This window comes from Gilliamella sp. Gris1-4 (genome assembly GCF_001690335.1).
Taxonomy (GTDB): Bacteria; Pseudomonadota; Gammaproteobacteria; order Enterobacterales; family Orbaceae; genus Gilliamella; species Gilliamella apicola_P.
Window position 1 is genome coordinate 1 of record NZ_LZHA01000088.1, and the last position, 13058, is coordinate 13058.

The 13058-nt window shown below is 34.6% G+C and carries 15 protein-coding genes; 6 read left to right on the forward strand and 9 right to left on the reverse strand.

Going from position 1 to position 13058, the window contains the following annotated elements:
- Positions 1–209 (reverse strand): transposase (locus tag A9G31_RS10650; protein ID WP_141671360.1); only part of this gene is annotated, 209 nt, incomplete at its 3' end.
- Positions 210–535: 326 nt separating this feature from the next.
- Positions 536–892 (reverse strand): Loki-CTERM sorting domain-containing protein, encoded by a 357-nt coding sequence (locus A9G31_RS10655; protein WP_141671453.1) that lies wholly within the window; start codon positions 890–892, stop codon positions 536–538.
- Positions 893–1198: 306 nt separating this feature from the next.
- On the opposite strand from A9G31_RS10655, the gene asd reads away from it, so the two are divergent.
- A complete protein-coding gene (asd, locus tag A9G31_RS10660) occupies positions 1199–2302 on the forward strand; it encodes an aspartate-semialdehyde dehydrogenase (protein ID WP_065561626.1) in 1104 nt (367 codons plus the stop codon).
- 51 nt (positions 2303–2353) lie between these two features.
- Here asd and A9G31_RS10665 read toward each other — a convergent pair whose 3' ends face one another.
- The 3 genes from A9G31_RS10665 to nagB are packed head-to-tail and all read right to left on the reverse strand — an operon-like array spanning position 2354 to position 5580.
- A complete protein-coding gene (locus tag A9G31_RS10665; RefSeq protein WP_065561627.1) occupies positions 2354–3583 on the reverse strand; it encodes an ROK family protein in 1230 nt (409 codons plus the stop codon).
- 36 nt (positions 3584–3619) lie between these two features.
- Positions 3620–4762 carry an N-acetylglucosamine-6-phosphate deacetylase gene (gene nagA / locus A9G31_RS10670; protein WP_065561628.1) on the reverse strand — a complete coding sequence of 381 codons (1143 nt, stop codon included), beginning with the start codon at positions 4760–4762 and terminating at the stop codon, positions 3620–3622.
- An 11-nt stretch (positions 4763–4773) separates the two neighbouring features.
- Entirely contained in the window at positions 4774–5580 is an 807-nt protein-coding gene (nagB, locus tag A9G31_RS10675) for a glucosamine-6-phosphate deaminase (protein ID WP_065561629.1), read from the reverse strand.
- Between the two features lie 249 nt (positions 5581–5829).
- On the opposite strand from nagB, the gene nagE reads away from it, so the two are divergent.
- Complete coding sequence (gene nagE / locus A9G31_RS10680) at positions 5830–7359, forward strand: N-acetylglucosamine-specific PTS transporter subunit IIBC (protein ID WP_065561630.1); 1530 nt, start codon at positions 5830–5832, stop codon at positions 7357–7359.
- Between the two features lie 250 nt (positions 7360–7609).
- Here the strand turns inward: nagE and tusC are convergent, their stop codons facing one another.
- From tusC to fkpA, 3 genes are read right to left on the reverse strand one after another with little or no spacing between them, the layout of a single operon-like run.
- Positions 7610–7963 carry a sulfurtransferase complex subunit TusC gene (gene tusC, locus A9G31_RS10685; protein ID WP_065561631.1) on the reverse strand — a complete coding sequence of 118 codons (354 nt, stop codon included), beginning with the start codon at positions 7961–7963 and terminating at the stop codon, positions 7610–7612.
- 15 nt (positions 7964–7978) lie between these two features.
- On the reverse strand, positions 7979–8344 hold the full coding sequence (tusD, locus tag A9G31_RS10690) for a sulfurtransferase complex subunit TusD (protein ID WP_081298026.1): 366 nt from the start codon (positions 8342–8344) through the stop codon (positions 7979–7981).
- A 4-nt stretch (positions 8345–8348) separates the two neighbouring features.
- Entirely contained in the window at positions 8349–9149 is an 801-nt protein-coding gene (gene fkpA, locus A9G31_RS10695; protein WP_065561632.1) for an FKBP-type peptidyl-prolyl cis-trans isomerase, read from the reverse strand.
- Positions 9150–9379: 230 nt separating this feature from the next.
- Between fkpA and fabZ the strand changes: the two genes are divergently transcribed.
- From fabZ to rnhB, 4 genes are read left to right on the forward strand one after another with little or no spacing between them, the layout of a single operon-like run.
- Positions 9380–9826: a 3-hydroxyacyl-ACP dehydratase FabZ gene (fabZ, locus tag A9G31_RS10700; RefSeq protein ID WP_034910827.1), complete on the forward strand. Its 447-nt coding sequence runs from the start codon at positions 9380–9382 to the stop codon at positions 9824–9826.
- A 47-nt stretch (positions 9827–9873) separates the two neighbouring features.
- On the forward strand, positions 9874–10653 hold the full coding sequence (gene lpxA / locus A9G31_RS10705; protein ID WP_065561633.1) for an acyl-ACP--UDP-N-acetylglucosamine O-acyltransferase: 780 nt from the start codon (positions 9874–9876) through the stop codon (positions 10651–10653).
- The gene (gene lpxB, locus A9G31_RS10710; RefSeq protein ID WP_065561634.1) at positions 10653–11804 is read left to right on the forward strand and encodes a lipid-A-disaccharide synthase; all 1152 of its coding nucleotides are present in this window, start codon (positions 10653–10655) and stop codon (positions 11802–11804) included. Before lpxA ends, lpxB begins: the two co-directional genes overlap by 1 nt.
- Positions 11798–12382, forward strand: coding sequence for a ribonuclease HII (gene rnhB / locus A9G31_RS10715; protein ID WP_065561635.1), 585 nt, complete (start codon positions 11798–11800; stop codon positions 12380–12382). The genes lpxB and rnhB overlap by 7 nt, the downstream gene beginning before the upstream one ends.
- A gap of 7 nt (positions 12383–12389) precedes the next feature.
- On the opposite strand, the gene A9G31_RS10720 is transcribed toward rnhB, so the two are convergent.
- Complete coding sequence (locus A9G31_RS10720; RefSeq protein ID WP_065561636.1) at positions 12390–12989, reverse strand: YiiX family permuted papain-like enzyme; 600 nt, start codon at positions 12987–12989, stop codon at positions 12390–12392.
- Positions 12990–13058 lie beyond the last annotated feature (69 nt).

The window sequence follows — 13058 nt, forward strand, 5'->3', positions numbered from 1 at the left end:
TTTTTAGACCACAAATTAAATCGCCTATAGACAGTGCTCCATTCACCAAACTCTTCTGGCAAATCTCGCCAAGGAATACCGGTTCTCATTCGGAAAAGGATCCCTTCAAACGTCATCCGATGCTCGGATTTATTATAAACTCGGCCGGTATTTTTCATTATTTGTAGTAGCTTTTCCCACCGTTTATCTGTTAGCATTGTTCTTGGCATGATGAATCGAGTTATGGTTGTTTTTGGCTGAATTATTATAACTCACATCATGCCGTCTAAAAAATAATCATGAAAGATCAACACGCCCTAACAATTTTTATGTTAAGGGCTAATGAAAATAATTTAAATGATCTATTACCAGAAATAATTTCAGCATCAATACAAAGCATAGAACAGTATAATATAACTTCGCTCACTAATAATAAAAGCGAAAATGAGGAATTTTAGGCATGCAATTTGTCTATCGTGTTTAACAACTCTTTTTGAATTAGGTAATTTTGTTCCCTAGAAAACAAAATTACCTTTTTAAAGGTAAAGCAGCTTTATCAATAGGTAAAAATTATTTTTTTATTCTTTTTCTTTCTTTCTTTTTTCTTTATTGCTCTTCTGTGTTTTTTATTATGTTCTTTATTATTTAATCTTTTTGTATTTTGTTCATCTTCACAATTATACATTTGATTATTTTGAATAATAATAATAAATAAAACAATACTGACAAAACCTAAACACAATAATATGGCGAGTGAAAATCCCGGGATCTCATCTAATGCTTCTTTAAAAAAAGGAAGTACTATTTTGTATAATAAATAAAAGGGAATAAAACATCCGGCAAAATATATAAAATAGACAACTTTTTTACTCTGTATGCGCCAACACACACGAAGAAGTATTCCAACTAACAAAAATGTTAGACACATATAACCTGTTATAAATAAGTCGGCTAATAATCTGATCATTTGAAAAAATAAAATAGATAAAATGAATCATAATTTTAGCATAAAATAAAATTATTCAGAAAAAGCATTTGGTACAGATGATGATTCTTTTTTTGTTCGTTATTTTCGTTGTTTTGTCTTCCAATATATAACACCACGTTATTATTTACTCTTATCTAAAAATAATTCTTATCTTACTTGTTTTATGGTGATATTTTGTTTTAATAGATAAAAATATTGCTTTATATAACCTCTACTTATTGGAAATAAATTATGAAAAATGTTGGTTTTGTCGGTTGGCGTGGAATGGTGGGCTCTGTGCTTATGCAACGTATGGTTGAAGAGCATGATTTTGATTATATCAATCCTGTTTTCTTTTCTACTTCTCAAGCAGGTCAAGCAGCCCCAACTTTTGGTGGAAAAACAGGTATATTACAAAGCGCAGATAATATTGATGCTTTAAAGGCATTAGATATTATTGTCACTTGCCAAGGTGGTGATTATACCTCAGAGATTTACGCAAAATTACGTGCAACAGGTTGGCAGGGTTATTGGATTGATGCAGCTTCAACGTTACGCATGGAAGATGATGCAATTATTGTTCTTGATCCTGTAAACAAAGCTAATATTCATGCTGCTTTAAATAGAGGTATTAAAACTTTTGTAGGCGGTAACTGTACGGTTAGTTTGATGTTAATGTCATTAGGTGGGTTATTTGCTGAAAATCTTATAGATTGGGTTTCTGTTTCGACTTATCAAGCGGCATCTGGTGGTGGTGCTCGTCATATGCGTGAGCTATTAACTCAAATGGGTATGCTAAATGCCGAAGTAGCAAAAGAGTTACAAGATCCGCATTCCTCTATTTTGGATATTGAGCGTAAAGTGACACAAAAAATGCGTGATGGTAGTTTACCTACTGATAATTTTGGTGTGCCATTAGCAGGAAGTTTAATTCCTTGGATCGATAAAGCGTTAGATAATGGACAAAGTAAAGAAGAGTGGAAAGGGCAAGCCGAAACCAATAAAATTTTGGGAACAAGTCAGATTATTCCTGTTGATGGACTTTGTGTTCGTATTGGAGCTTTGCGTTGTCATAGTCAATCGTTTACGATTAAATTGAAAAAAGATATTAGTGTGCCAGAAATTGAAAAGCTTCTTGCTGCACACAATGATTGGGTAAAAGTCGTGCCGAATGATCGTGATGTTTCGATGCGTGAACTTACCCCAGCAGCAGTAACAGGCACTTTAACAACACCTGTTGGGCGCTTACGTAAATTGAATATGGGCAAAGATTACCTTTCTGCTTTTACGGTTGGTGACCAATTATTATGGGGTGCGGCTGAACCATTACGTAGAATGTTACGCATTTTAGCCTAATTAGAAATAAAATAGAAAAACCCGATTTATCGGGTTTTTTATAACAATAGATTATGGTTCTTTTTCATTCAATAACGTCACTAATAGTGATCCATTAAATAAAGCTTGCTGCACTAATGCAAATGCGCCAATTGCTGAGCTGTCGTTAAGGGAAGAACAAGTGATAGTTAGGTTTTTCCGTAATCCCTCTAAGCTTTGAGCATTTAATGCACTATTAACAGCAGTTAATAGTATTTCGGGCGACTTGGTAAGTTCTCCTGCTAACACAATTCGCTGTGGGTTAAAGATGTTAACCATAATTGCAACTGCTCTACCAAGATTTTCTCCTGCATCCTTAACTAACTTAGTAGCTAGTTCATCGCCTTGATTAGCATACTGACAGATATGATATATATCACAGTGTTCTAATGTTAACTTCGATATATAACCTTGCTCAATCATCTGTTTAGCTCGGTATTCAATTGCTTTATTTACAACTCGGTTTTCCAAGCAACCGAAGTTACCACAATGGCAACGTTCACCTAATGTATCTACTTGAATGTGCCCAACTTCACAAGCGCTTTGATTGTGGTTAGTAAGCAACTGTTGATTAACGATAACACCAGAGCCTACCCCGCGATGTACTCGGATTAAAATAGAATCATCAACATGTTGTGTTGAACCAAAATAACTTTCGGCTAATGCTAGACTTTGAATATCATTTCCTAGAAAAATAGATACATTGAATTCCTTTTGTAGTATCTCGCCTAAAGCCCACTCTTTTACTTGAATATGTGGAGTGTATCGGACAATGCCATTAACTGAGTCAATCAAGCCAGGGAGTACAATAGATATTGCAACTAAATATTTTATTTTTTTGCTGTTTACCTGAATAAATTCTTTAATCAATGCAATTAGATATTCTTGAACTTGTTGTTGAGTAAAATTGATAAGTGAGCATCTTTTTGATGTAAGGCATTTAGCCCCTAAATCAAAAAGCTCTATTGTGACGTGGGATCGACTTAATTGTACGGCAATTGCTTGGTAATGTCCAAACTTAGCTTCGATTGAAACTGCAGGCCGTCCCCCCGTTGATTGTTGTGCATCAACTTCTTTAATTAATTTTTTTTTAAGAAGTTGACGGGTTATTTTGGTAATGCTTGCAGGAGCTAATTGGCTGATTTCGGCCAATTGAATACGAGAAACAGGTGCTTGCTGAACAATCAAACGGTAAATCATTGCATAATTTAGCTGTTTGATTAATTCAGCGTTGCCAACTAAGTTCAGATAATTAAATTTCATATATTACTCAATATTTTTCATTAACTATCTGATATTCTAGCGACTCACTTCTCCATTAACAACAGTTTTAATTATTGTAAAGTCACGACTAAATACAACAAGGTTTGCAATTTTACCCTCACTAATACTACCAAGATCTTTATCCACACCGATTGCTTTGGCAGGATAAAGTGTTGCCATTCTTAATGCTTCATCTAATGCAATACCTACATATTCAACTGCATTTTTTACTGCATCAATCATAGTTAATGCTGAACCACCAAGTGTGCCATTTTCATCAATACAGCGGCCATCTTTATAATAAATGGTTTTACCTGCAAATACGCCTGATTCTAAATTAGAAGCAGCAAGCAGCATCGCATCAGTAATTAAAATTAAGTGATCTTGTTTGATTTTATGACTATTGCGAATATTTGCCCAACTAACATGTTGACCATCAGCAATGATACCAACATAAACTTCTGGTTCATCATAAATTGCGCCAACTACACCAGGCTCTCGCCCTGAAATATAAGGCATAGCATTAAATAGATGTGTTCCTAAACGAATGCCATCATTAAAGCCACGACGGCAGTCATCATAATGACCATTTGAATGACCAACCGAAACATGAATGCCTGCATTAACCAATTGCTTGATGAAATGGCTTTCAACTCTTTCTGGCGCTAAAGTAATGATTTTAATTACATCAGCATTTTCGCAAAGGAAATCAATCATTTCTTGTGACGGCTGTCGAATAATATTTTCGTCATGAATTCCTTTTTTTTCAGGGCTGATATAAGGTCCTTCAAGATGCAACCCAAGTGCTTGATTAGGATGCGTAGCTAAGTATTCACGCATCACTTTAACTGCCTTTATCATAAATTCATCAGTTGATGTAATTAACGTAGGCAAATAGCTAGTGCAACCAGAAATAAGGTTTGTGGCCTGCATGGCTTCTAATGTTTCAACGCTTAGTGCATCAAGCGTTTCATTAAATTGCACACCACCGCAACCATTAACTTGGATATCAATAAATCCTGGCGCCACAATTGCACCTTGCAAATTTTTAATCTTGATATCGGTAGGTAATTCGCTTTGTTTACAGATTTTAGCAATTTTATCACCGTTGATAATAACTGCATGATTTTCAAGAATTTCATAGCCTGTATAAAAACGACAATTTGTTAATGCGTACATTGATTTATCCTTTATAAAACGGTCACTTTAAGATTATCAGCTTCCATTTGTTTAAAATATTTTAATGTTTTCACTTTAAGATCATCAGTACTTTGTTCATCACAAACAATGATTGATGCTGGATGCATTTGTAGCGCGCTCACAGTCCAAAGGTGATTAACACTACCTTCAACACCTGCTTGTAACGCTAAACTTTTATTATGACCACAAACTAATAAAATTACCTCTTGAGCATCCATTAAGGTTGCAACACCAATCGTGAGTGCATGTTTTGGTACTTGATTCATATCGTTATCAAAAAAGCGAGAATTAGCAATGCGAGTATCTTCTGTTAAAGTTTTAATACGGGTGCGAGAACAAAGTGATGAACCTGGTTCATTAAAAGCAATATGACCATCTTGACCAACACCCCCCACAAAAATATTAATTTTGCCATAGGCTTTAATCTTTTCTTCATATTGACGGCATTCTTCATCAATATCAAGCGCATTACCATTTAGTATATGGATGTTGTTTTTATCAATATCAATATGGTTAAAGAAATTTTCATACATAAATGTGTGATAACTTTGAGGATGATCTTCTGGGAGTCCAACATATTCATCCATGTTAAAGGTTACTACATGCTTAAAGCTTACATTTCCTGCTTGGTAGTGTTTAATTAATTGTTGATACATCACTAAAGGGGAACTTCCTGTTGGTAATCCCAATAAAAATGGACGATCTGCTGTCGGTTTAAATTGATTAATTTTATTAACAATACGCTTTGCAACCCAGGCACCGACTTCTTGTGCATTTTCTAAGGGAATAAGTCTCATGTGCTGTTACCTCTTGTGATATAATTAAAAACTTTTTTCTTGAAATAAAATATGTTGTCTTTATTTTACTACATTAAACTAATTAATCAAAAAAAACGGTGATTTAAATCACAAAAAAAGAACAATTAATTTGCGAAGTAAAATAAATAATATAAAGTGGAATAATAATACTTAATTATCATCACTTAAAGATGTAAAATTTTATTACTTTTTATTATATACCCCTAATAACTATATGAGGTTAAACTTATGGGAATTTTAGCTTATATGCAACGTATCGGGCGTTCATTGATGGTGCCTGTAGCAGTTCTACCTGCTGCTGCAATACTACTGGGGATTGGTCAATGGGTTAGTCATATAGCGTGGATTAGTCATATAAATTTGTTTGGACTTATGGAATGGGATGCTAGTATTGTTGCTAAATTTTTAGTGACATCTGGTAGTGCGATTCTAAGTAATATGCCAATACTTTTTGCTATTGGTGTTGCTTATGGAATGTCTAAAGATAAAGATGGTGCTGCAGCACTTTCTGGTTTAGTGGGCTTTTTAATTATAACTACCTTATTATCACCAAAATCTATTGCTTTCTTTCAGGGAATTGATATAGAGGTCGTTAAAGATTGGCAAAAACTAGTACCACCAGCATTTAATAGTATCAATAACCAATTTATTGGTATTCTTGTTGGTATTATTGCAGCCGAACTTTACAATCGCTTTAGTCAGGTTGAATTGCATAAAGCACTATCTTTTTTTAGTGGAAAAAGACTGGTACCAATTGTTGTTTCAGTTGTAATGCTATTAGTTTCAGCTGTTTTATATTTTATCTGGCCAACTATTTATGACGCACTAGTTGCTTTTGGTAAATATATTAAAGAATTAGGATCTGTGGGTGCTGGTGTTTATGGATTCTTTAACCGCTTACTTATTCCTGTAGGTTTACACCATGCCTTAAACTCAGTATTTTGGTTTGATGTGGCTGGAATTAACGATATCCCTTATTTCTTAGGTGGACAAACTTCTATTGATGCGGGTAATGCTATTGTAGGTATTACTGGTCGTTACCAAGCTGGATTCTTTCCTGTTATGATGTTTGGTCTGCCTGGTGCAGCACTAGCTATGTACCATACGGCTAAAAAAGGTAATAAAGATAAAACTGCATCAATCATGTTTGCAGCTTCTATTGCTGCATTTTTTACTGGTATTACTGAGCCACTAGAATTTGCTTTTATGTTTGTTGCCCCTGTGCTTTATGTTTTACATGCGATTTTAGCGGGTATCTCACTTTATATTGCAGCAGCAATGCAATGGATATGTGGATTCGGTTTTAGTGCAGGTCTGATTGATATGGTACTTCAATCTGGTAACCCGCTTTCTGTTCATTGGTATATGTTAATCCTTCAAGGTCTAGTATTCTTTGTGGTCTACTATGTAGTATTCCGTTTTGTAATTGTAAAATTCAACCTTAAAACTCCAGGCCGTGAAGATGAAGATACGACTGTTTCGTCAACTGAAAGTACCCAGAAAAAACAAGTCATTGGGGATACATCTAAACTTGCTGAACAATATTTAGCGGTTGTTGGTGGGAAAGGAAATCTAACTAACATTGACTCTTGTATTACACGTTTGCGTTTAGGTGTAAATGATTCAGAATTGGTTGATGAACAAGCAGCTAAAGCACTTGGCGCGATGGCTGTGATTAAACTCGGTAAAACAGGTGTGCAAATTATTGTAGGTACTCAGGCCGAAAAAATTGCCGATGAGATTAAAAAACTTGTTTAGCCAATTAGTATAAAATAAGAACCAAATTAAATAAAACTAATGTAACAATCCACTCTATTTAAATAAGCAAAAAATAGAGTGGATTATTTATTTGATTTAACTTTACAGACTCTTTGCTTTATTTATAAACGCTACAGTATATTTTTCATTAAAAACAATAAAAAAACTTAAATAAAATTAATTGTTTACTGATATGTTTTTTAGATATAAGCTTGTTGTTATGGTATAAGGTTTTGCTTTCAATATAAAATTAGAATCGCAAAATCACATCTTTAGTCGTTAATAGTTGACTTAATAACTGGGTATTAATGACTTTACAGGGAATGTTTCTGGCTATTTTGGTTAAGTTTCTTGATTTAAATGAAGATTCACAGACATATACATCATCAACATCATAAAGTTCAAGCATGTTTAATGTTGCAATATAATCTCGCATTAAAATGCGATCAGGTTGTTGATTTGGTAATAAGTGAAAAACACCATCATCCACAAAAAAAACAGAAACCTGATTAATAACTGATGTGGCCAATGCGATATCAAGTGCTTCTCGACCTTTGGCATTTCCATGAGGTGGTGAGCTAATAATAATTGCTAATTTTTTCATTTCGGTATCTAAAGCTTAAAACTGAATAGTTCGATCTGTTGTTGCAATTGATTCACTTAGTTCTCCAAGACCAGTTAAATGAAAATAATCCGCGAGGTTATTTTTAATAACGCCACGCCTCTGGGCGGCAGCAACACAAACAGTTAAAGTTAAAGGGTATGTTTTTGCTAATTCCTGCCATGCAGAGATTAAATCAAATTCATCATTAGCGGGATCAGTATAACCGTTCCCATTATAAACACCGTCAGAATAAAAAAAGACATTTTTTATAGTATGAGGAGTATGAGATAGTAAAACTTGTGCAAATTGATATGCACAATAAGCAGATTGGGTCCCATAAACAGGACCCATAACAACAAGAGTATAACTTAATGAATTAATCAAATTAGTTAGCCGATTGTTCTTGTTCTTGATTTTGAGCTGGTTCTATCTCTTGAGTTTTATCATTTTTATCGTCATCAATACCAAGCAATTCAACTTCAAAAACTAATGTTGATGCGGGCTGGATTCCTGCTTTACCTTCTTGACCAGGAAGATTTTGGTCTCCATAAGCTAAATCAGGTGGTACAACAAGTTTAATTTTCCCACCAATTCCGATCAATTGAATTCCTTCTGTCCAACCTTTGATAACACCACTAAGAGGAAATGTTGCAGGTTCACTACGATCATAAGAACTATCGAATTTGCGTCCATCAGTTAGTGTTCCTGTATAATGAACAATGACTGTATCTTGAGCAGTTGGATGACGGTCTGAGCCTTCTTGAATGATTTGATAAAGTAATCCTGATTTTGTTTGTTTTACACCATCTTGTTTAGCAAATTCTGTACGGAATTTATCACCAGATGTTGTATTTTCAGCTTTTTCTTTTTCAAAACGTGCTTTGCTTTCTTCTTGAATTCTTTTACCGAACGCATCTAAAATAGTTTTGACGTCATCTTTTGAAAGTTGAGATGAACCGTGGAAAGTCTCATTAAAGCCACTAATTAAATATTCTTCATCTGTCTTAATTTCATTTTGCTCTAAATTTGACTTCATGTATGTTGCAAATGACGAACCTAATGCATATGCTTCTTTTTGCGCATTAGTTGAAATTGTTACTTTATTGGATGAATTTTTATCATCACAACCAGTTAATGCTAATACAATTGCGCTGCTTACTAAAGTCATTTTTATCAATGATTTCATTCTACCTCTCCAAGTTATAAACTTTTAATGTGATTATTTTAGTTATTATATCTGATTTGATATAAGATAATAAGTGTTTACAAATCTTTTATTTTATAATTTTATATTAATACATTGATAATATATTAAGGCAAGTAATATTTCGCAATTTAAATCATCCTTGAGTGAAAGCAGTATCCTCAGTTATAATGTGAAAAATTTATAGTAAATAATGTATAAGGATAGCTATTTTGACTACCGAACTTAATACCCTTGATGTTGAAGAAATCATCAGCCTGTTACCTCATCGTTATCCATTTTTAATGGTAGACCGAGTTCTTAGTTACGAAAAAGGTAAAACATTAAAAGCAATAAAAAATGTTACTGTGAATGAGCCATTCTTTCAGGGGCACTTTCCAAATAAACCTATTTTCCCAGGAGTTTTGATTTTAGAGGCAATGGCTCAAGCTACAGGAATATTGGCTTTCAAAAGTATTGAAGAGCTATCACCAGGTCAACTTTATTATTTTGCTTCCATTGATAAAGCACGTTTTAAACGCCCTGTAGTGCCGGGAGACCAACTTATGCTCGATGTTGAATATATTAAAGAGCGCCGTGGTATTGCATTATTCCATGGTGTTGCAACTGTCGATGGTAAGTTAGTTTGCGAAGCTGAAATGATGTGTGCTCGTAAATAATTGCTTGTTTTTTAGCATTTCCCTAAAAATAGTATTAAGGAATAACTATGGCAATGGAGATACATCCAAGCTCAGTGATTGAAAAGGGAGCAAAAATTGGCGATAACGTCAAAATCGGCCCTTTTTGTTTTATTGGTGAGAATGTAGAAATTGGTGACGGGACTTTTTTAAAATCACATGTTGTCATCAATGGGCATACAAAAATCGGTAAAGATAATCAAATTTATCAATTTGTCTCGATTGGTGAGGTAAACCAAGATTTAAAATACCGTGGAGAGCCAACACGCACTGAAATTGGCGATCGCAATATGATTCGTGAAAGCGTAACTATTCACCGTGGCACTGTTCAAGGTGGTGAATTAACGCGTATTGGTAGCGATAATTTATTGATGATTAATGCACATGTTGCACACGATTGTCATATTGGTGATCACTGTATTTTAGCAAATAACGCCACTTTAGGTGGGCATGTTCAATTAGATGATTATGTAATTATTGGTGGAATGACAGCCGTTCATCAATTTTGTGTGATCGGATCACATGTTATGGTCGGTGGTTGTTCAGGTGTTGCTCAGGATGTTCCACCTTATGTTATTGCACAAGGGAATCATGCAACCCCCCATGGCGTAAATTATGAAGGCTTAAAACGTAGAGGGTTTAGCAAAGATGCTTTGCAGGCGATTCGCAGTAGTTATAAAATCCTTTATCGAAATGGCTTAACGTTGGAAGAGGCAAAAGTTGAAATTGAAACCATTGCCAAACAACACCCTGAAATCCAATTATTTATTGACTTTTTTGCCCGTTCAACGCGTGGCATCATCCGTTAATGACCAATAAACCATTAACTGTAGCTTTAGTCGCTGGAGAAACCTCTGGCGACATTCTTGGAGCAGGTCTAATTCGTTCACTCAAACATCATCATCCTAATATTCATTTTGTTGGTATTGCAGGTCCTAAAATGCAAGCCGAAGGCTGTGAAGCTTGGTATGAAATGGATGAGTTATCAGTGATGGGCATTGTTGAAGTTTTGGGGCGATTACGCCGAATTTTAGCAATTCGCAAAGATATTACTAGACGTTTAATTGCACTTAAGCCTGATATATTTATTGGCATTGACGCACCTGACTTTAATCTTTCTTTAGAAGGTAAGCTAAAACAAGCAGGCATTAAAACAATCCATTATGTGAGTCCATCGGTTTGGGCTTGGAAACAAAAACGCGTTTTCAAAATTAAGCGTAATACTAATCTTATTTTAGCTTTTTTACCTTTTGAAAAAGCCTTTTATGATAAGTTTGATGTTCCTTGTCGTTTTATTGGCCATAAAATGGCAGATGATATCCCACTTAATCCAGATCAAACAGCAATGCGCAAACAATTAGGTATTCCACTAGATTGTCGTTGCTTAACTTTATTGCCAGGTAGCCGTCATGCTGAAGTAACATTATTATCTGCGCCCTTTTTAAAAGCAGCACTGTTATTACGCCAACGCTACCCAGATTTGCATATTTTAGTACCTTTAGTTAACGCAAAAAGACGACAAGAATTTGAGCAGATTAAAACAGACATTGCTCCCCAACTTGAAATGAAGTTATTAGATGGTCATGCCCGCAAAGCAATGATTGCAAGTAATGCGTCAATCTTGGCTTCGGGTACTGTGGCATTAGAATGCATGCTAGCTAAATGTCCAATGGTTGTTGGCTACAAAATGAAGCCATTTACCTTTTGGCTTGCTAAAAAATTGATTAAAACACCTTATGTTTCATTACCGAATATTTTAGCGAGTAAAGAGATTGTACCAGAATTATTACAACAAGATTGCACTCCTGAAAATATTGTTAAGCGCATTATCCCTTTTTTAGAAGGTGATAATGTAGAGCTAAAACAGACATTTTTATCTTTGCATAATCAAATTCGTTGTAATGCTGATGAACAAGCTGCTAAAGCTGTGCTCGATGTATTAAAGGAGCCACATTGCTAGAGTTTATCTATCCAGATGCCACCTTAATCGCAGGGGTTGATGAAGTTGGGCGAGGTCCGCTTTGTGGCGATGTTGTTACCGCTGCAGTTATTTTAGATCCTAACAAGCCCATTAAAGGCTTAACTGATTCTAAAAAACTAACCGAAAAAAAACGAGAACATCTATTTGATATTATTAAACAAGAGGCATTAGCTTGGTGTATTGCAAGAGCATCGGTTGATGAAATTGATAAATTAAATATATTACATGCCACCATGCTTGCTATGCAACGGGCGGTATCAGGATTACCCATAAAACCCAATTTTGTATTAGTCGATGGCAACCGTTGTCCTGATTTTGGCATTCAAGCTCAAGCAGTTATTAAAGGAGATTTGTTGGTTGCAGAAATTAGTGCTGCTTCAATTCTAGCTAAAGTTACTCGTGATCGTGAAATGGTTGAGCTTGATAAATTATATCCACAATACGGTCTTGCTAAACATAAAGGCTATCCAACCAAAGCACATTTAGCTGCAATTGAGCAGCATGGTGTTAACCATTTGTATCGTAAAAGCTTTGCACCCGTTAAGCGTTTAACATGACTTTAATTTACCATTTTTTATCAACGGTTGTTAGCAATGGCGAATTAAAAATAGCAACGGGAGAAATAACCGTTTCTTGATAAGGAATATTGTCGCCATAACGTTCTTTTAATTTTTGTTTTACTGTAGGCGATGAAAGATTAAAATCATTGATAGTTTGCAATTGACCTATTTTCAAATTAAGTGCCTTATCATAAATTTTCCAGACTAGCTCAGAACAATAGATATAACGATTGTCCCAACCAAACCAAATATCATAAGGTTTGCCTTCAAAAATTTTGGCAACTTGCTTTAATTTAGCTATTTTGTCATTAGATAAATTTCTATTTTTTAAACGTTTTATAACATAATTTTTATTTTTACCTCGATCGATCCAACTTGTGAGTGGTGTATAAACGACTTTTTTAGCAGCTTCGAAAACATAAGGTTTGCCATTTTTAATAAAAATAATGCCCATATGACTGTAAGGTGAGTTTGTCGCCTGTTGGACTGCTAGACTTTGTCTTGATTGCGAGGATTGAAAGATAATATCGCCATCTTGAGGAGTATAATTTGCTCTACTTATAAAGCTAACAAAAGATAGTATAAACAGTATAATAAAACGCATTAAATTTATCCTTATTTATCATCAATAAGGATAAATTATAATATATTGCGTTATAATGGGCTATTTAAA

Coding starts and splice junctions, on each gene's coding strand:
- asd (WP_065561626.1), top strand. CDS start 1,199: ATGAAAAATGTTGGTTTTGTCGGTTGGCGTGGAATGGTGGGCTCTGTG.
- A9G31_RS10665 (WP_065561627.1), bottom strand. CDS start 3,583: ATGAAATTTAATTATCTGAACTTAGTTGGCAACGCTGAATTAATCAAA.
- nagA (WP_065561628.1), bottom strand. CDS start 4,762: ATGTACGCATTAACAAATTGTCGTTTTTATACAGGCTATGAAATTCTT.
- nagB (WP_065561629.1), bottom strand. CDS start 5,580: ATGAGACTTATTCCCTTAGAAAATGCACAAGAAGTCGGTGCCTGGGTT.
- nagE (WP_065561630.1), top strand. CDS start 5,830: ATGGGAATTTTAGCTTATATGCAACGTATCGGGCGTTCATTGATGGTG.
- tusC (WP_065561631.1), bottom strand. CDS start 7,963: ATGAAAAAATTAGCAATTATTATTAGCTCACCACCTCATGGAAATGCC.
- fkpA (WP_065561632.1), bottom strand. CDS start 9,149: ATGAAATCATTGATAAAAATGACTTTAGTAAGCAGCGCAATTGTATTA.
- lpxA (WP_065561633.1), top strand. CDS start 9,874: ATGGCAATGGAGATACATCCAAGCTCAGTGATTGAAAAGGGAGCAAAA.
- lpxB (WP_065561634.1), top strand. CDS start 10,653: ATGACCAATAAACCATTAACTGTAGCTTTAGTCGCTGGAGAAACCTCT.
- A9G31_RS10720 (WP_065561636.1), bottom strand. CDS start 12,989: ATGCGTTTTATTATACTGTTTATACTATCTTTTGTTAGCTTTATAAGT.